The 18,690-nt window shown below is 69.2% G+C and carries 13 protein-coding genes; 10 read left to right on the forward strand and 3 right to left on the reverse strand.

Annotated elements, in window-relative coordinates; genetic code table 11:
- The first annotated feature begins 73 nt into the window (after nt 1-73).
- The gene (locus SK854_RS45225; RefSeq protein WP_319981362.1) at nt 74-3,781 is read left to right on the forward strand and encodes a S8 family peptidase; all 3,708 of its coding nucleotides are present in this window, start codon (nt 74-76) and stop codon (nt 3,779-3,781) included.
- Here SK854_RS45225 and SK854_RS45230 read toward each other — a convergent pair.
- A complete protein-coding gene (locus SK854_RS45230; RefSeq protein ID WP_319981363.1) occupies nt 3,775-4,737 on the reverse strand; it encodes a helix-turn-helix domain-containing protein in 963 nt (320 codons plus the stop codon). The genes SK854_RS45225 and SK854_RS45230 overlap by 7 nt on opposite strands.
- A 142-nt stretch (nt 4,738-4,879) precedes the next feature.
- Here SK854_RS45230 and SK854_RS45235 point away from each other — a divergent pair, with 142 nt between their 5' ends.
- Genes SK854_RS45235 through SK854_RS45245 form a run of 3 tightly spaced genes read left to right on the forward strand, consistent with a single transcriptional unit; the run spans nt 4,880 to nt 10,065 of the window.
- Nucleotides 4,880-6,304 carry a glycoside hydrolase family 28 protein gene (locus SK854_RS45235; RefSeq protein WP_319981364.1) on the forward strand — a complete coding sequence of 475 codons (1,425 nt, stop codon included), beginning with the start codon at nt 4,880-4,882 and terminating at the stop codon, nt 6,302-6,304.
- Nucleotides 6,305-6,313: 9 nt separating this feature from the next.
- Nucleotides 6,314-7,690: a glycoside hydrolase family 28 protein gene (locus SK854_RS45240; RefSeq protein WP_319981365.1), complete on the forward strand. Its 1,377-nt coding sequence runs from the start codon at nt 6,314-6,316 to the stop codon at nt 7,688-7,690.
- Nucleotides 7,687-10,065 carry a TIM-barrel domain-containing protein gene (locus SK854_RS45245; protein WP_319981366.1) on the forward strand — a complete coding sequence of 793 codons (2,379 nt, stop codon included), beginning with the start codon at nt 7,687-7,689 and terminating at the stop codon, nt 10,063-10,065. The genes SK854_RS45240 and SK854_RS45245 overlap by 4 nt, the downstream gene beginning before the upstream one ends.
- On the opposite strand, the gene SK854_RS45250 is transcribed toward SK854_RS45245, so the two are convergent.
- Nucleotides 10,052-10,513: a MarR family winged helix-turn-helix transcriptional regulator gene (locus SK854_RS45250; protein ID WP_319981367.1), complete on the reverse strand. Its 462-nt coding sequence runs from the start codon at nt 10,511-10,513 to the stop codon at nt 10,052-10,054. The two genes, SK854_RS45245 and SK854_RS45250, sit on opposite strands and share 14 nt — an antisense overlap.
- A 109-nt stretch (nt 10,514-10,622) precedes the next feature.
- Between SK854_RS45250 and SK854_RS45255 the strand changes: the two genes are divergently transcribed.
- Nucleotides 10,623-11,771: an FAD-dependent monooxygenase gene (locus SK854_RS45255; protein WP_319981368.1), complete on the forward strand. Its 1,149-nt coding sequence runs from the start codon at nt 10,623-10,625 to the stop codon at nt 11,769-11,771.
- 182 nt (nt 11,772-11,953) lie between these two features.
- Nucleotides 11,954-12,754 (forward strand): dioxygenase family protein, encoded by an 801-nt coding sequence (locus tag SK854_RS45260; RefSeq protein ID WP_319981369.1) that lies wholly within the window; start codon nt 11,954-11,956, stop codon nt 12,752-12,754.
- Here the strand turns inward: SK854_RS45260 and SK854_RS45265 are convergent.
- A complete protein-coding gene (locus tag SK854_RS45265; RefSeq protein WP_319981370.1) occupies nt 12,728-14,035 on the reverse strand; it encodes a PucR family transcriptional regulator in 1,308 nt (435 codons plus the stop codon). The genes SK854_RS45260 and SK854_RS45265 overlap by 27 nt on opposite strands.
- An 82-nt stretch (nt 14,036-14,117) precedes the next feature.
- Between SK854_RS45265 and gabT the strand changes: the two genes are divergently transcribed.
- The 4 genes from gabT to SK854_RS45285 all read left to right on the forward strand — a co-directional run bounded on the left by gabT (nt 14,118) and on the right by SK854_RS45285 (nt 18,629).
- Nucleotides 14,118-15,401 (forward strand): 4-aminobutyrate--2-oxoglutarate transaminase, encoded by a 1,284-nt coding sequence (gene gabT, locus SK854_RS45270; protein ID WP_319981371.1) that lies wholly within the window; start codon nt 14,118-14,120, stop codon nt 15,399-15,401.
- Complete coding sequence (locus SK854_RS45275) at nt 15,296-16,708, forward strand: aldehyde dehydrogenase family protein (RefSeq protein WP_406601905.1); 1,413 nt, start codon at nt 15,296-15,298, stop codon at nt 16,706-16,708. The genes gabT and SK854_RS45275 overlap by 106 nt, the downstream gene beginning before the upstream one ends.
- Nucleotides 16,709-16,752: 44 nt before the next feature.
- Complete coding sequence (locus SK854_RS45280; RefSeq protein WP_319981372.1) at nt 16,753-17,715, forward strand: LacI family DNA-binding transcriptional regulator; 963 nt, start codon at nt 16,753-16,755, stop codon at nt 17,713-17,715.
- A 392-nt stretch (nt 17,716-18,107) separates the two neighbouring features.
- The gene (locus tag SK854_RS45285; protein WP_319981373.1) at nt 18,108-18,629 is read left to right on the forward strand and encodes a CAP family protein; all 522 of its coding nucleotides are present in this window, start codon (nt 18,108-18,110) and stop codon (nt 18,627-18,629) included.
- The last annotated feature ends 61 nt before the right edge of the window (nt 18,630-18,690 follow it).

Raw genomic sequence — 18,690 nt, forward strand, 5'->3', positions numbered from 1 at the left:
ACCGCCGCTTTCCACTGTTCCGCAAGGAATTCCGGCCCCTCATCCTGCTGTGAACTGATCACGAGGAGGCGCCGTGTTCCGACACGTCCTGGCACTAGCCATCGCCGCGGCCACGCTCGTCGCACCACCGGCGCACGGGGGAGCCCCAGCACCCCCGCCGGCCCAGACGTCCGAGGCGTCCCACCGGATCACGTTGATCACCGGGGACGTCGTCGACTACACCGAACGCTCCGACGGCCGGAAGTTCGCCCAGATCCACGCCGCGCCGAGGGAAGGCGAGCCGCCGATCTTCCACACGATGACGACGGCCAAAGGTCTGCACGTCTACCCCTCGGACGCGATCGGCGCGGTCGCGTCCGGCACCGTCGACCGCACCCTCTTCAACGTCACCGAACTCGTCCGCACCGGCCAGTCCGACGACCGCACGACCACCGTCCCGGTGCTCACGATCGGCGGCATCAGCGCCAGCGCGCACACCAGGATCAACACCCTGAACGCAGCCGGCGTCCACGTGGAGAAGGCCAAGGCGCAGGAGTTCTGGCGTTCCCTGGACATGAGCGTGAAATCCGGTGTGCGGGTGAAGTACGACCGGCCGGTCCGGGTCACGCTCGACCAGACCACGAAGCAGATCGGTGCCCCGGCGGCGTGGGCGGCCGGCCTCAACGGCGCCGGCGTCACGGTCGCCGTCGTGGACACCGGCATCGACCCGCACCACCCCGACGTCGCCGCGAAGATCACCGAGACGGCGAACTTCTCCGACGAGCCCGACGTGACCGACCGCCACGGCCACGGCACGCACGTCGCCTCGATCATCGCGGGCACCGGCGCCAAGTACTCCGGCGTCGCCCCGGCGGCGAAGCTGATGGTCGCGAAGGTGTTCAACGGTGCCGGCGAGGGCGACACCTCGCAGGTGATGGCGGGCATCGAGTGGGCGGCCAGGTCCGGCGCGAAGATCGTCAACCTCAGCCTCGGCGGCGACGTCACGGACGGCTCCGACGACCTCAGCGCGCTGGTCGACCGGCTCTCCGCCGAGACCGGTGTGCTGTTCGTGGTGGCGGCGGGCAACAACGGCCCGGCCGGGCGTTCGGTCACCTCCCCCGGCGCCGCGGCGTCCGCGCTGACGGTCGGCGCGGTCGACCGGCAGAACAGGCTCGCGCCGTTCAGCAGCACCGGCCCGCGCATCGGCGACGCGCACGTGAAGCCGGAGATCACCGCGCCGGGTGCCGGCGTGGTCGCCGCGCGCGCCGCGGACACGTCCATGGGCGCGCCGGTCTCGGACCTGCACACCGCGGCGTCCGGCACCTCGATGGCCACGCCGCACGTCGCGGGCGCGGCCGCGTTGCTCGCCCAGCAACACCCCGGCTGGACCGCGCCACAACTGAAGAACGCACTCGTGACCAGCGCGTCCGACGTGGGCCTGCCCTGGTACGAGCAGGGCGCGGGACGGCTGGACGTGGCACGCGCGGTGGCGGGCAAGGCGACCGGACCGGCGTCGGTGAGCTTCGGGCGGCAGGAGAAGGGATCCGGCGACACGCTCACCAGGGAACTGGGCTACACCAACGACTCCGACTCCCCGATCACCCTCGACCTGGCCGCGGCGCTGAAGGGCTGGGACGGCACGTCCACGACGGCGTTCCGGCTCAGCACCTCCCGTCTCACCGTTCCGGCCCGTGCCCAGGCCACCGCGGTCCTCACCCTCGACCCCGACGCCGGTCCGGCGGGCGTGTACGGCGGCGTCGTCACGGCCACCGGCGCGGGCACCTCCCTCCGCACCGCGGTCAGCGTTTACGAGGCACCGCGGACGTTCCCGGTGTCGGTGCACGTCCGCGACACCGCGGGCCGGGCACCCGCACCCGCCTTCGGCCAGCTCATCGACGACACCAACGGCCAGGACGACGTCAACGACCCGTTCGACGACACCCTCAGCTACGTCTTCGACGTGGTGAACGGCGAGGGCGTCGCGAACGTGCCGAGCGGCCGCTACTCCGCGGTGAGCTGGGCGACCGAGAACACGGCGGGAGTGCGCCGCTGGTCCGCGCTGGCCGCACCGGAACTGACGGTCGCCGGTGCCCAGGACGTCTCGCTCGACGCGCAGCGGACCGTGCCGATCGAGGTCGTGCCGCCGGGCCCGGCCGAGCAACGCGACCGCACCGTCTCGATGCGCCGCGTCCTGCCCGCCGAGGGCGGCAACCTCCCCCTGATCACCGAGACCTCGGCCGCGCTCGGCACCGCGCCGTGGGAGATCCGCGCGACCCCGTCCCCCGCCGCGGGCAAGGGCGCGATCTCGTTGCAGGACAACGTGACCCTGCAGACCGCCACGGTCACGCTGACCTCCGGCGGCCGCACGCTCAAGGCCGACGGCGACGTCGCCGTGCTGTCCGCGAAGTGGGCGGGCGAGCGGACCGACGTCAAGGTCGTCAAGATCAAGCCGGACACGCCGGCCGTCATGGTCAAGGCAGCCAACGCCGCCGCGACCGCCGCCGCCCAGGAAGGCAGGAAGGCCCTGGTGTCCTATGTGGACCAGGTGGGCGCTCTGCCGCTCACCGGTCTCGCCGGCACCGCACTGCCCTCGCTCAGCGTCAGCAACGCCGACGGCGAATTCCTGTCGAAGCAGACAGCGATCAAGCTGAGCATCAAGTCCGGTCCGGAGTCCGTGTTCAACCTCAGCTATCTCGACGCCAACGGCATCCCCGCCGCCCACCGGCAGACGGTCGACCCGGCGAAGCTCGTGCTGCGCAGGACCTCCTACCACGCCGACAAACCCGGCCTCACCGTGCAGAAGACCTGGTACCCGTTCCCGACCGGGCTGTGGCAGACGCAGATCATGCGCGGCACCACGTTCACCCCGCCCGCATCGTGGAACGAGTACATCGGCCCTGGCGACGACCGGATCGTCTGGAAGCGCTCGGTCACGTTGAGCGGCACGGACGACAAGGGCGCTCGCGCGGCGATGGCGATGTACCAGGAGAACGTGTTCCGCGACGGCCAGGCCCCGGCCGTCGAGCGCTGGTTCGCCGGACCGATGCACAGCACCGCGATCGACCTGCAGTCCGACCACCCCGCCCGCTACCCCGCCGCGGGTGACGCGTGGCGTCAGCTCTGCTCGGACTGCCGGACCGGCGACACGTTCGTCCCCGCTCTGCAGTGGACGGACGGCACCCCCGGCCACTACACGAATCCCTACCAGAACAGCAAGTTCTTCACGACGACCAAGGTCCGCCTCTTCCAGGGCGACCGCGAGATCGGGCAGAACCAGGACCCGCTGGCGTTCTACCCGACCTTCCCGCTGTCACCGGACCAGGCCACCTATCGCCTGGAGAAGGTCGAGAGCCACGCGCCAGGAGCGATCGCGGGCGCGGTCAACCCCGTCCTGTTCACCCTCGCCCCGCGCACTGAGACGACGTGGACGTTCCAGTCACGCCGGTCGCTCAACCCGCCGCCGCGCGGCTACTCCTGCCACGCCCAGGCGGCGAGCTGCCAGTTCCAGCCGCTGATCGGGCTGCGGCACGACCTGCCGCTCGACCTGACGAACTCCGCGCCGGCGAACACGCCGTTCGTCTACTACGTCACCGCGTCGAGCAGCGCGCCCGTGACCGTGGTGAAGGTGCAGTGGTCCGCGGACGGCGTGGCTTGGCGGCCGGCACGGATCGAGCCCGACGGTGGCCGCTGGCGGGTCACGATCGACAAGCCGAGCGGTGACGTGTGGTTGCGCACCGAAGCCAGGGACGGCGCCGGGAACACCGTCACGCAGACCATGCAGAAGGCGTTCCGCACTTACTGAGGCGGCAGAAGGGAACCCGCACCTCGCGAAGCCGCGCGCAGACCCGCCTGGAACCGGGTCTGCGCGCCCAGCTCGTCCATCAGCCGGTGCAGGCGCCGCTGGTACGTCCGGTAGCTCAGCCCGAGCTGCTTGGCGATGCTGCGGTCCGGCAACCCGGTGGCCAGCAGCGCGAGCAGCCGCGCGTCCGCGATCGAAACATCGGAGCTCGCCGGCTGACCTGGTAACGACAGCGGTACCGCGTCGTCCCAGAGCTTCCCGAACAACGCCCCGAGCGAGTCGAGCAACGCCGACCGGTGCACGATCACCGCGCTCTCCAGCGTCGTCTCGGTGCTGTACAACGGGATGAGCCCGAGATGCGCGTCCGCCAGGATCATCTTCGTCGGCGCGACCGCGACGACTCTGGCCTCCTCCCCCAGCGACAGCCCCATTTCCAGGTCAGCGCGCAGGTCATGCAGCTCGAGCGCCTGACGTTCGTAGATGCCCCGGAACCGAACGCCTCGGCGCAGCAGCTCCTCCTCCACCGGATGCAACGACGTGGGCGCTTTGGCGTACGGCGGCTTGTCCACGAACCGCACCTCGTGCCGGGCCGTGCGCATCACCTGGTCCACGCGCCGCGAGATCGCCTCCGCCCCGTGCACCACCTCGACGAGGTCCGCGGGAGCACGCACGCCCGCCGCCCGTTCGTAGCGGACCTGCAACGCGCCCGCCAGCAGCCGCTCCCGCCGCAGATCCTCCTCGCGGCGCAGGAAGTACGCCGCCAGCGCGACGTCCGGAGCGACGGCCGTGTGCAGCCCGTCGACCTGATGGACGAATCCGAGGTCGGTCAACGACCTCAGCGCGGCCCGCACCTCCCGCTCGGCCAGCCCCGCCGCGGGGCACAGCTCCGCCAGCTCCAGCTGGTAGGAGTCCACGAGCGTCTCGTAGACCGCGAGTTCCGTCGGACGCAATCCGAGCACGCAAGCAGTATGCCGACTTCGGGCAGCCGTTGACGCGGGGCCGGAAACGGGTGTAGACATCGGTTGAAAAGGTTTTCACAACCTTCTCATCGCCGCCGCCGCTCGCAGTTGTTGCCAACGCATGCGCGCGAAAGGACGGCCGATGGAGACCAATCGCCGCGACTTCCTCAAAGTCGCCGGTGCCACCGCGGGTGTCACGATGTTGTCCTGCTCGTTCCTCCCGGCGCCGGTCGCCTCGGCGCAGGACCACACCGCGATACCGATGGCAGAGTCGCCGTGGGACCAGGTGCCGGCGATCCTCGCGAAGATCGTGCCGCCCACGTTCCCCAACGTCAGGTTCGACATCACGGCGTACGGCGCCAAGGACGACGGCAAGACGAAGAACACCGAGGCGTTCAGGAAGGCCGTCGAGGCCTGCTCCGCGGCGGGTGGCGGCCAGGTCGTCGTGCCCAAGGGCACCTTCCTGACCGGCGCGATCACCTTGCTGAGCAACGTGAACCTGCACGTCTCGGAAGGCGCCACCATCCTGTTCTCCACCGATCCCAAGGACTTCCCGCTGGTCTACACCCGGTGGCAGGGCATCGAGTGCATGAACTTCTCGTCGTTCATCTACGCCCGCAAGGCCGAGAACATCGCGATCACCGGACCGGGCCTGATCGACGGCCAGGGCCCGTCCGGCCCGTGGTTCGACTACGACGGCAAGCGGCAGCCCGACTGGGAACAGCTGCAGAAGCAGGCCGTCGACAACAGGCCGGTGGCCGACCGGAAGTTCGGCATGGGCCACTACCTGAAGCCGAACATGATCACGCTGTACGAGTGCCGCAACGTCCTCGTCGAGGGCGTTCAGCTGCGCAACTCCGCGATGTGGAACGTGCATCCGGTGCTGTGCAGCAACGTGACGATCCGCGACATCTTCGTCTACAGCCGCGGCGGCATGGTCGACGGCTGCGATCCCGAGGCCTCGCAGTACGTCCACATCACCGGGTGCCGGTTCGACTGCGGCGACGACGGCATCGCGATCAAGGCCGGTCGCGACATCGACGGCCGCCGAGTCGGTGTGGCCAGCGAGAACATCGTGATCGAGAACTGCTCGTTCGAGGGCCGCTGGGGCGCCCTGACGGTCGGCAGCGAGATGTCCGGCGGCGTGCGCAACGTCTTCTTCCAGGACTGCACGGTGAAGAAGGGCTCCAGCTACAAACCGTTCCACGTCCTGTACATCAAGACGAACAAGCGGCGCGGCGGCACCGTCGAGAACATCCACGCCCGGCGGATCAAGGCCACCGACGTCGACCGCGAGGCGATCATGGTGACGCTGAACTACAGCCTCACCGGCCCCGGCTACGGCCCGATCGTGAACCCCAGGGTGCAGAACATCACCGCCGACGGCTTCACCGTCAACGGGGTCAAGAAGACCGCCGTCACCCTGGACGGCCTCGACGAGTCGCACATCAGGAACGTCGCGATCTCCAACAGCACCTTCACGAACGTGACCACCGCGAAGCCCAGCATCAAGAACGCGGACGGCACCAAGTTCACCAACGTGACCATCAACGGCAAGAAGGTCTGAGGGGAACCCGTGTCCTTGTCACGTCGTGATTTCGCACGTGCCTCCGGCCTGGCCGCCGCCGGTCTCCTGCTGCCCACCGGGATCGCCGCCGCGGCAGCGGATCCCTGGCACGAGGTGCCGTCGATCCTGGCACGGATCTGCCCTCCGCGCATCTGCGGGAAGGACTACGACGTCACCGCGTTCGGTGCGAAGGGTGACGGCCTCACCAAGAACACCGAGGCGTTCCAGCGCGCGATCACCGCGTGCCATCGTGCCGGTGGCGGACGTGTCGTGGTGCCCGCGGGCACGTTCCTCACCGGCGGCATCCGTCTTCTGTCCAATGTGGAGCTACACGTCTCGGAAGGCGCCACCGTCAAGTTCTCCACCGATCCCGAGGACTACCTGCCGCTCGTGCTCACCCGCTGGGAGGGCACGCTCTGCCACAACTACCAGCCGTTCATCTACGCGTTCGAGCAGAAGAACATCGCCATCACCGGCGGCGGCACCCTCGACGGCGACGCGGTGAACGGCAAATGGGCCAGTTGGGGCGCGGGCTCGACGACGTTGCTGCGGCAGTGGGGCGAGGACGGCGTCCCGGTCGAGCAGCGGATCATGGGACCGGGGAAGAACATGCGACCGAACATGATCCAGTTCTTCCGCTGCCAGAACCTGCTGGTCGAGGACGTGCTGATCCGCAACCCGGCGATGTGGTCGCTGCACTTCGTGTTCTCCCGCAACATCACCGTGCGCCGGATCGAGATCTACTCCACGAACTCCCAAGGTGACGGCGTGGATCTCGACTCGTCGTCCTACGCGCACGTGCACGACTCGAAGTTCAACACCAACGACGACTGCGTCGTGCTGAAGTCCGGCCGGGACGCCGACGGACGACGCGTCGGCATCCCGTCCACGCACGTCGTGGTGGAGCGCTGCAAGTTCTCCGGCCGGTGGGGTGGAATCACGATCGGCAGCGAGATGTCCGGTGGTGTGTCTCGAGTCTTCTGCCGCGACTGCGAGATCAACGCGCCGGACTTCCCCGGCCGGTACCCGATCAAGCACGCCCTCTACGTCAAGACCAACCAGGACCGCGGCGGCGTGATCGACGGCGTGCACCTGCGCAACGTCTTCGGGCAGAACGTCGAGCGCGAGGTCCTGTTCGTGTCGATGTACTACCAGAACGGCGGCACGAAGGGCTTCTTCCCGCGGATCGACAACCTCACGATCGACCGGATGCGGATCAACGGCGGCCGGATCGCGGCGACCTTCCGCGGCTTCCCGCAGCAGCACGTCAGGAACGTCCGGATCACCAGCTCGGCGTTCACCGCGATCGCCGAACCGAACCTGATCGAGCACACCGACGACCTGGTGTTCCGCAACACCACGATCAACGGGGTGGTGCCGGCGTGAGACACCTGCTCACACTTCTCCTGGTGGCAGCCGGCCTCTCGGCCGGCGCACCGATCGCGATGGCCGGCACAGGCCTGACGTGGAAGGCCGTGAACAGCCCGTTCTCGCTGGACTTCCAGGACGGCGGGCGCGCGCTGACCGGCCAGCGCGAGACGTTCTACCGCCTCGCCGACGGCACGCAGCACTCGCTGACGAAGGTCGTCGCCCAGAAACGGGTTCCGGGCGGCGTGCGCTACGTCGTGGCGACCACCGAGGTCGCACGGACGGCCGACGTGGTCGTGACGCGGACCGAGCGGGGCCTGCGCGTCGGCTGGACGCTGGAGCCGTCGACCGGCGTCGGGCAGGTGTCGGCGAACCTGACCGGCTCGCTGGAGGAGCACTTCCTCGGCGGCGGCGCGCACACGATGTTCGTCGACCTGCAACGACGTGTGCTGCTGAACAAGGCAGTGTTCGTCGGCGCCTCGACGTTCGGCAAGTGCAACAAGAACGGCGCACCCTCGACGTTCTTCACGTCCAGCGCGGGCTACGGCATCTACGCCGACACCCGCGCGATCGGCAGGACGGCGTTCCCCGGCGCCCTGGCCGACGACCACTGCGCGGACAAGCCGGCGCCCTGCCCGGTGACGTTCGGCGTGCCGGACCGGATTCAGTTGTGCTTCAAGACCTCCCGCCTCGACTACGAGGTCTATTCGGGCTCACCGGCACAGGTCAACAGCGCCTACTTCAAGCGCGTCGGCACGCCCACGCTGCCGCCGGCCCGCCAGTTCGCGCTGACCAAGTGGCGCGACAAGTACACCCACTCAGACGAGGTCGTCGAGGACGTCACGCAGTTCCAGGCGCGCGGCGTCCCGCTGGACACGCTGTGGGTCGACAACCCGTGGGAGCAGGGTCCGGAGGGCGCCCGGCCGACCTACGCGTGCATCGGCGCGTTGAAGTTCGACAGGACGATGTACCCGGACGCGCAGGGCACGATCGACTGGATGCGGTCGCGTGGCGTGAACATGGGCGTGTGGGTGGCGCCGTTCCTGAGCAAGGCCGCGGACGGCAAGACGTGCCCGCACGACTATCCGGAGGGCTCTTTCGCCCAGTCCGATCGCACGAACGTCTGGGACATCGACCTCACGAACCCCGTCGCGCGGGCTCACTACGAGGCCCGGCTGGAAGCCGTGTTCCGCATGGGCGTGAACTTCGTGAAGGGCGACCGCGGCGAGGAGCACAACTTCGAGGAGACGACGTTCGCCGGCGGCCCTGGAACGCTGATCCACAACGAGTATCCGTTGCTGTACGCGGAATCCGTGGTGAAGATGCTGCGGAAGGTGCACGGGGACGACTACACGACGTTGTTCCGCGCGGGCGGCGACGGGATGCCCGGACTCCTGCACGGGTTCTGGCAGGCCGACGCCGACATGAGTTTCGACGGCCTGCGGCTCACGACCCGGCGCGGCATCAACTCGTGGATCTCCGGCCACCCCGTGCACGGCTCGGACATCGGCGGCTACCGCAACCTCGGCGGCGGCCCGTCGGAGTCGTTGTTCGTGCGGTGGGCGCAGCAGTCCGCGGTGACGCCGGTGTTCCAGGTCGGCAGCTCCGGCCGCAACTCGACGCCGTGGCTGTACGACGCGGTGACGTTCGAGCGGTTCAAGCGGGCGGCCGTCCTGCACTACGAGCTGTTCCCGTACCTGTACGCGCAGGCGGTTCGCGCCTCACGAGACGGCACGCCCATCACACAGCCCATGGCGTTCCGCTACCCCGGCGAGGAGGCGGCGTGGAAGGCCGACCAGCAGTTCATGGTCGGTCCGGACCTGCTCGCGGCACCGGTGACCGCCGATCGCGCCGAAACCGATGGGGCGGCAGGAAAACCGACGCCGGTCGACGTCTGGCTGCCTCGCGGTGAGTGGATCGACCTGTTCTCCGGGGAGCGCGTGACCGGCGGCAGGACGATCACGCGTGAGTCCATTTTGGACGAGTTCCCGCTGTACCTGCGGGCTTCGTCGGCCATGCCGTTCAACTTCCGCACACCGGACGTCTGGTCGAAGGCTTGGGACGTCAACGACCTGGACCGGCGCGACCGCGCGGGCTGGCTCGTGTCGCCCACGGCGGACGGGACGTTCGGCAACCTGCGGGTCGACTCGTTCGGCAAGCACGTCCTCGTGACGCTGCGAAACGCTCCGGGCGAGTCGCAGCTGATGGTGCCGGCGAACGTGCAGCGCGTGGTGATCGACGGCACACCGGTGCGGGCCTCGACCGTCGAGGACCTGCGCGGCAGGGCGACGGGCTGGGCGGCTGTCTCCTCGGCGCCCGGCACGTTCGGTGGCACGGTGCTGAAGCTTCAGCCCCGACACGGCTCCAGCACCGTGCTGCTCACTCTCGGCTGAGGTGCGCCTGGAGGTCGTCCACGAACCGGCTGAGCAGCCGGCCGAGCGTCTGCTGGTCCTCCTCCGACCAGTCGGCGACCGCGCCGGTGAGCCAGCCCAGGACGGCCTCCAGGTAGCGCCTGGCCGCCGCGGCGCCGGTGTCCGTCAGCTCCACCAGGCGTGCGCGCTGGTCGTCCGGGTCGACGACGCGACGCACCAGCCCGGCGCGCTCCAGGTCGTGCAGGTGCCTCGTGACGTGCGGGCCGACGACCTGCATCCGTGCGGCGATCTCCCCCACCCGCAACGGCTGCCCGGCCATGCGCAGGGTGATGAGCACGGTCAGGGCGGGCCGGTCGAGCGGGAGGCCGACGTGCTCCATCCCCCGCTCGACCAGCTGGCTGCGGTTGAGCACGGTGCCCAGTTGCATCAGGCGCGGCAGCAGTGCCGCAGGGTCCAGGGCCTCGCTCATCTCACACCTTACTTACCTAACTTAGGTATATGCTTGCCTCACTCGCAGGCAACCGTAGCGATCATCGCGGCCTGAAAAAGGATACCTAAGTTAGTTATCTGGAGGAACCATGAGCTCAGTCCTGATCTCCGGCGCCAGCATCGCGGGCCCCGCGCTCGCGTTCTGGCTGCGGCGGAACGGCTTCGACGTCACCGTCGTGGAGAAGTCCCACGCCCTGCGCGGCGGCGGCTACCCGATCGACATCCGCGGCACCGCGTTAGGGGTGGTCGACCGGATGGGCCTGCTCCCCCGGCTCCGCGAGGCGCACGTCAACACGCGGCAGATCACGTTCCTCGACGCCGACGGCAGCCACGTCGCGTCGATCCGCCCGGAGTCGCTCACCGGCAGCGACGACAGTGACCTGGAGGTGCGGCGCGGCGACCTCGCCGAGATCCTCTACGACACCGTGCGCGACGACGTGGAGTTCCTCTTCGACAACACCATCGTCACGATGACCGAGCACTCCGGTGGCGTGGACGTGACGTTCCGCAGCGGCCTTCAACGCACCTACGACCACGTCATCGGCGCTGACGGGCTCCACTCGACGGTGCGGGCGCTGACGTTCGGCCCGGAGGAGCGGTTCCACCGCTACCTCGGCTACTGCTTCGCGGGCTTCACCCTGCCCAACCACCTCGACCTCCGGCAGGAAGCGTTGATGTGGAACGAACCCGGCCGCGCCGCAGCCCTGTACGCGGTGGGGTCGAACGAGAGCGTGCACGGGTTCCTGAGCTTCACGCGCGCCGAGGCTCCGTTCGGTGCGTTCCGCGACCCGCAGGCCCAGCGTGATCTCGTGGCGTCGGTGTTCGCTGACGACGGCTGGGAGGTGCCGGGGCTGGTCAAGGCGATGCACGAGGCCGACGACCTGTTCTTCGACACGGTCAGCCAGATCCGCATGCCGCACTGGTCGTCCGGCCGCGTCGCTCTCGTCGGTGACGCCGCGTACGCCCCGTCGTTCCTCACCGGGCAGGGGTCGAGCCTCGCGCTCGTCGGCGCGTACGTGCTGGCGGGCAACATGCGCGACTTCGGGGCGTACGAACGCACGATCCGGCCGTTCGTGGAGGCCAACCAGGGCCTGGTCGACGTGGGCAACGCCGAACTCTTCCCCGGCACCGCCGAGGCGCTGGCCGCCCGCAACGCCGCCCTGCGCTCCCGCGAGACGATGCCCGCCCCGGCCGCGCGGCCTGAGCACTCGGCGCTGACCCTCCCGGAATTCAGCTAGCGTGAGTTCGTGTCGGTCGTCCGGTCGCCTCTTCGGGTCAACCGCCGAAGGCGATTCGGGCCGAAGCGGTGGCCGGACGACCGACTTCCCGACGAACTCACCGCCGTCTGCGAAGCAGCGGCCATAAAACACAGACAGGTTCTCCACAGGCGGCTCACAGGATTCGGCCGCAATCTGGGCGCATGACGGACAACCACGACCGCGGCCTCCAGTTCGACCTCGCCACGCTCTTCGGGCGCCGGCGGGCGTTGTCGCTGCTCGGCGGCGCAGGCCTCACGCTCGTGGCCTGCGCCCCGTCGACCACCACCGCGACCTCGACCACCACCGCCGGCTCGTCCACGACGGCGGACGGCTCGCCGCTGGAACCGATCCCCGAGGAGACGGCGGGCCCGTACCCCGGCGACGGCTCCAACGGCCCGAACGCGTTGACGCAGAGCGGAATCGTGCGATCGGACATCCGGTCCAGCTTCGGTTCCTCGACCCGCACGGCCGAGGGCGTGCAGCTCACGATCGACCTGACGGTGCAGAACGACGACGGCAAGCCGTTCGCGGGCGCCGCCGTCTACCTGTGGCACTGCGACATCAACGGCGACTACTCGATGTACTCGGACCGCGTGAAGAACGAGAACTTCCTGCGCGGCGTCCAGGAGGCCGATTCCAGCGGGAAGCTGAAGTTCGTCAGCGTCTTCCCCGGCGCGTACTCGGGGCGCTGGCCGCACATCCACTTCGAGGTCTACCCGAGCCTGGCCGAGGCGACCAAGGCCGGCAACAAGATCACGACCTCGCAGCTCGCGTTGCCCGAGACGACGTGCAAGGAGGTCTACGGCACGACCGGTTACACGCAGAGCGTGCAGAACATGTCGCGGACGTCCCTGAAGCAGGACATGGTGTTCCGCGACGGCGTCGACCACCAGATGGCGACCATGTCGGGCGACGTCGGGTCCGGCTACACCGCCTCACTGACCTTCGCGGTGGAGGGCTAGCCACAGTTCCGCGCGCAGGCCGGGCGAGTCGAGCGAGCGGCCGAGAGCCTGCTCGGCCTTGCGCACCCGGTTGCGCAGGGTGTGCCGGTGCACGCCCAGCTCCCCCGCCGCCGGGTCCCAGGCACCGTGGTGGGTCAGCCAGACCCGCAACGTCTCGCGGGTCTCGGCGTCGAGCGGCCCGAGCAACGCCTCCGCGAACCCGTCCGGGACCTTCAGGCTGCCGGCGAGGTCCTCGAACGTCCGCACGCCTGCTCGACGGGCCTGCTGGGCCTCGCGATAGCCGCGCGCGACCTCGGTGGCGTCCACTTCGGACGACGCGAAGCCGTCGAACTCCGTTGCCAGCACGATGATCCGGCCTTCGTGCTCGGCCCAGAAGCCGTCGTCTGGCGGCTCGTCCACGAGGAAGACCCGGAACCGCGAGGGCAGCCCGTCGACCGGAATCCCCGCCAGCAGCAGGCGGAACTGCCCTGCTCGCAACTCCCGGTGGGCCGCGTCGACGGCGTCGTTCTGGGCGAGCGCGAGGGTCAGCAAGGACGCGGCCGTGTTGACGATGCTCAGGTCGGCGGCGTCGAGCGGGGCCGCGGTGCCGACCGCGAGCACTCCCTTGGCGCGACTCCCCAACGCCTGCAGGAACACGTGCCAGCCCGCGGTCTCGAAGGCGGCGCTGGCCAGGCCGCCCGCGGTGCGAACCTTCGCCACGGCGGCGGTGAGGTCGGGATCGGGGCCGGGCACGCGGTGCCGCGCCAGGTCCGGGACAAGCCGCGGGTTGTGCGCGTGCACCGGTTCTCCCGCCGAGTCGAGCAGCACCGCCCAGCCGTTGACCCACTGGCCGAGCCTGCGCACCACCCCGCCCACTCCACCCCGCACGGCCGCGCGCGTCAGCGCCCTCTGCGCCTCACTGGTCCGGGTCAGCGCCGCGTACTCGTCCGCCGCGAGAGCCTTCGACACCGCCTTGCTGATCGCGATGAACGGCACCCCGCGCGGTACCTCGACCAGCCCCAGGTCGGCCTTCGCCGCGGCCTCCACGAGCACGGGCGGCACGACGTCGTGGCCCAGCCCGGTGCCGAAGCCGAGCCCGACCACTCCGGCGCGCACCAGCCGTTCGACGTAGTCGGCACCCACGACCGCGAGCCCGGTGGTGAGCAGCAGCTCGCCCCCTTCGAGGAACGGCGTGGGGTCCGCGAGTTCCGTGCCGTGCACCCATGCGACCGGCCTCGACACGTCCCCTGCCAGCACCGGCAGCCGAAGCGTCCGAGCGAGTTCCCGCAGCGCGATGGGCATGTGCCACTTTGTACATCTCAACGCCCACAGATCGCCATTTCAGGCACTGCGCAGCGTGCTGACCAGGGCCATGCTGGGGAACATGACCCGACTGCGCACCGCGATCCCCGGTCCCAAATCGCTGGAGCTCCAGGCGCGGCGCAAGGGCGCCGTCGCCGCGGGAGTGGGCTCGACGCTGCCCACCTACATCGACTCCGCGGACGACGGTCTGCTGATCGACGTCGACGGCAACCAGCTCATCGACCTCGGCTCCGGCATCGCCGTCACGAACGTGGGCAACCCCGCGCCCGCCGTGGCCGAGGCGGTGCACGCGCAGATCGACAGGTTCAGCCACACCTGCTTCATGATCACGCCGTACGAGAGCTACCTCGACGTCTGCGAGGCGTTGAACGAGCTCACGCCCGGCGACCACGAGAAGCGGTCGGTGCTGTTCAACTCCGGCGCCGAGGCCGTCGAGAACGCGGTCAAGATCGCCCGGCACGTCACCGGCAGGCAGGCCGTCGTGGTGTTCGACCACGGCTACCACGGCCGCACGAACCTCACGATGGCGTTGACCGCCAAGAACATGCCGTACAAGCACCGGTTCGGCCCGTTCGCGCCCGAGGTCTACCGCGTGCCGGCGTCCTACCCGCTGCACGACGGCCTGACCGGCCACGAAGCGGCTCAGAAGGCCATCGCCGCGATCGAGAAGCAGGTCGGCGCGGACAACACCGCCGCCGTCGTGATCGAGCCGATCCAGGGCGAGGGCGGCTTCATCGCCCCCGCCGAGGGCTTCCTGCCGGCGATCGCCGAATGGTGCCGTGAGCGCGGCGTCCTGTTCGTGGCAGACGAGATCCAGACGGGCTTCTGCCGCACCGGTTCGTGGTTCGCGCTCGACCACGAGGGCGTCGTGCCGGACCTGATCACCACGGCCAAGGGCATCGCGGGCGGCCTGCCGCTCGCCGCCGTCACGGGGCGCGCCGAGATCATGGACGCCGTGCACGTCGGCGGCCTCGGCGGCACCTACGGCGGCAACCCGGTGGCGTGCGCGGCGGCCCTGGGTGCCATCCGCACGATGCGCGAGCGCGACCTGAACGCCGCCGCCCGCCGCATCGAGGAGACCGTGCTGACCAGTCTCAGGGCGATCGCGGAGAAGACCGACATCATCGCGGACATCCGCGGACGTGGCGCCATGCTCGCCATCGAGTTCACCGAACGCACGCCCGACGTCGCCGCGCGCGTCGCGAAAGCGTGCCACGAACAGGGTGTCGTCGTGCTGACGTGCGGCACTTACGGCAACGTGATCCGCCTGCTGCCCCCGCTGGTCATTCCGGACGACCTGCTCGCCGAAGGACTCGACGTGCTCGAAGGAGCCCTGCTCGCATGATCGAATTTCACACTCAGGAAGACGTCGAGAACGCGGTCGCCAAGGCCGCTGCCGTCGCCCCCGAACTGGCCGCGCTGCCCGCGCACCGTCGTGCGACCGCGCTGGACCACGTGTCGCGGCGCCTGGCCGACCGCGCCGAGGAGTTCGCGCAGGCCATCAACAACGACTCGGGCAAGCCGCCGAAGTGGGCGCGCGTCGAGGTGACCCGCGCGATCTCCACGTTCCGCTGGGCTTCCGAGGAGGCCCGCCGGTTCTCCGGTGAGCTGCAGCGCCTCGACACCGACCCGTCCGCCGAGGGCCGCCTCGCGCTGGTCCGCCGGGTGCCGCGCGGTCCGGTGCTGGGCATCGCGCCGTTCAACTTCCCGCTGAACCTGGTGGCGCACAAGGTCGCTCCCGCCATCGCGGTGGGCGCGCCGATCGTGCTGAAGCCGGCGCCCGCCACCCCGAAGGTCGCGTTCCTGCTCGGCGAGCTGCTGGCCGAGACCGACCTGCCCGACGGCGCCTTCTCGATCCTGCACCTGTCCAATGAGGACACCGCGGCGCTGGTCGAGGACCCGCGCCTGCCGGTCGTGTCGTTCACCGGTTCCGGCCCGGTCGGCTGGGGCATCAAGGACCGCGTGCCGCGCAAGCACGTGACGCTGGAGCTCGGCGGCAACGCGGCCGCGATCGTCGCGCCGGACTGGCAGGACGTCGAGTTCGCGGCACAGCGCATCGCCACGTTCGCGATGTACCAGGCGGGCCAGTCGTGCATCTCGGTGCAACGCGTCTACGTGCACACCGACGTGTACGACGCGGTCTCGGAAGCCGTTGTGCAGCACGTGAACAAGCTCGACGTGGCCGGCGACGTCGGCCCGTTGATCAACGACGCCGCCGCGGACCGCGTCGAGTCGTGGGTCCGGGAAGCCGGTGCCACAGTCCTGACCGGCGGCACCCGCGATGGCCGCACCTACGCGCCGACAGTGCTGACAGATGTGCCGGAGGACTCGAAGGTCAACGCCGAGGAGGTGTTCGGCCCGGTCGTGACGCTGACGCGGGTCGACAGCGTCGAGGAGGCGTTCGACCGCGTCAACAGTTCCCGGTACGGCCTGCAGGCGGGCCTGTTCACCACGGACGTGCGGCTCGCTTTCCGTGCCGCGCAACGACTCCAGGTCGGCGGCGTGATCGTAGGCGACGTGCCGAGCTACCGCGCGGACCAGATGCCGTACGGCGGCGTGAAGGAGTCCGGCATCGGCCGCGAGGGCCTGCGCGCGGCCATGGACGACCTCACCGAACAGCGCGTGCTGGTCCTGACCGGCCTGGAGCTCTAACCGTTTGGCAGGTCGCTCTTGACCTTGACTGCGATGATTTGCGCGTGGCCGTCACGATCAGGGATGTCGCTCGCCAGGCTCAGGTCTCCGTCTCGACCGTCTCGCGTGCGCTGAGCGCGCCGGGCCTGGTCAAGGACGCGACCCGGCAACGGGTTCTGGACGTCGTCGCCGGGCTCGGCTACCAGCCGAACCGGGCGGCGAGGAGCCTGATCACCGGCCGCACCGGCAACCTCGCCGTCGTGGTGCCCGACCTCCTCAACCCCTTCTTCCCGTCCGTCCTGCGGGGCGTGCAGACGAAGGCGGGCGAGGCCGGCACCTCGGTGTTCTTCTGCGACAGCAGGGAGGACCCCGAGACCGAGGCCGAACTGGTCCGCACCATGGCGTCACAGGTGGACGGCGTGGTGCTCTGCGCGTCACTGCTGTCCGACGAGACGATCATCGACCTGGCCGCGGCCACACCGCTGGTGCTGATCAACCGCATCGTGCCGGGCGTCTCGTCCGTCCTGATGGACAGCGCCAACGGCATGGAGCAGGTAGTCACACACCTGGAATCACTGGGCCACAGGGACTACGTCTACCTGGGCGGCCCCGCGGCAGCGTGGTCGAACAACCGCAGGATGCAGGGCCTGAACGGCCGCGCCCAACTGCTCGGCTCGTTCGACCCGAACTTCGACGGCGGCTACACAGCCGCCGAACAGGCGCTCAGCACCGGCGCGACGGCGTTCATCGCCTACAACGACCTGATCGCACTGGGCGCGCTCGCCTACCTCGCGGAGCACGACGTCAAGGTGCCGGAGCAGATCAGCGTGACCGGCTTCGACGACATCCTGTACGCGACGATGTGCTCCCCAGCGCTGACGACAGTCCACATGCCGACCGAGGCCGCAGGCGAGGTGGCCGTGGACCTCCTGGCCACCCTGCTCGAAGGCGGACAGCCCGAGCACCGCGAACTTCCGACGACGCTGGTGATCCGCGCGAGCACGGCCAGGGCACATTCCCAGTCCTGACCAACAACGCCCCACTAACCACTCAGGCCGTGAGGGAGTCGCTTCGGGGTGACTCCCTCACGCGGCCAGTGGAGTTGAGCTCTAGTCGTACCCGCGAACGTGGCCATCCTCGTCGGCGAGAATTTCGTAGCCATCCATGTCCAGCTCCTCACGTTGGTGTTCGACATCACAAACCGTAGAGCCTCAGCCGCGTCCTGTGGAGTGAATTTGCATCGCAACCGGGGTAGTCGGCGGTAACGCAAGGGGGTCGTAGGGGTATCCCCAGACACCTAGCCCACCAATGACCCGCGTCACACACCAAGACTATGGCATGACTACACACCGCCTATCAAGACAACGGATTTGCCCATGACTATTGCCTTCCCTACCCCATTTGGGGGACAAAACTAGTCATGCGATCGATGCTCACCGTAATCGCCGTGGCGGCAGCTCTACTCCTGCCCACCACCCCGTCGGTGGCCGCGGACCCCGTTTCCACGGCGGTAGGACTCATGAACTCCTACCGCGCAAAGCACGGCGTGCCGCCTTTCTCCCTCGATTCCGAAGTGTCAAGAACGGCGCAAGAATGGGCAGACCATCTCCACACGACAAACAGTTTCGAGCACCGCCCCGACAACACCTACGGCGAGAACCTGTACGAGACCGGCGGCCGCAAAGCAATCGATTCAGTGATCGTGAAAGCCCTGGAAGACTGGTATGCCGAATCGCGCCGCTACGACTACAGCAAAGAGATGACGCAGTCGAACATCGACTACGGCGTCCTGCACTTCACCGCCATGGTCTGGAAGGCGTCGACCCGCGTAGGCGTGGGCCTCGCACAGGGCCGCAACGGCACCTACGTGGTGGTGAACTTCGCCGAACGAGGCAACACCCTCAACCACTTCAGGACGAACGTCCTACCCCCAGCGGCCTGAGACAGCCCCAGCGGCCTGATCCAGCGACGCCGAAGGCGAGCCGTCCTTACCGAGCGGGCCC

Origin of the sequence: Lentzea sokolovensis (assembly GCF_033949975.1) — a bacterium.
Lineage (GTDB): Bacteria > Actinomycetota > Actinomycetes > Mycobacteriales > Pseudonocardiaceae > Lentzea > Lentzea sokolovensis.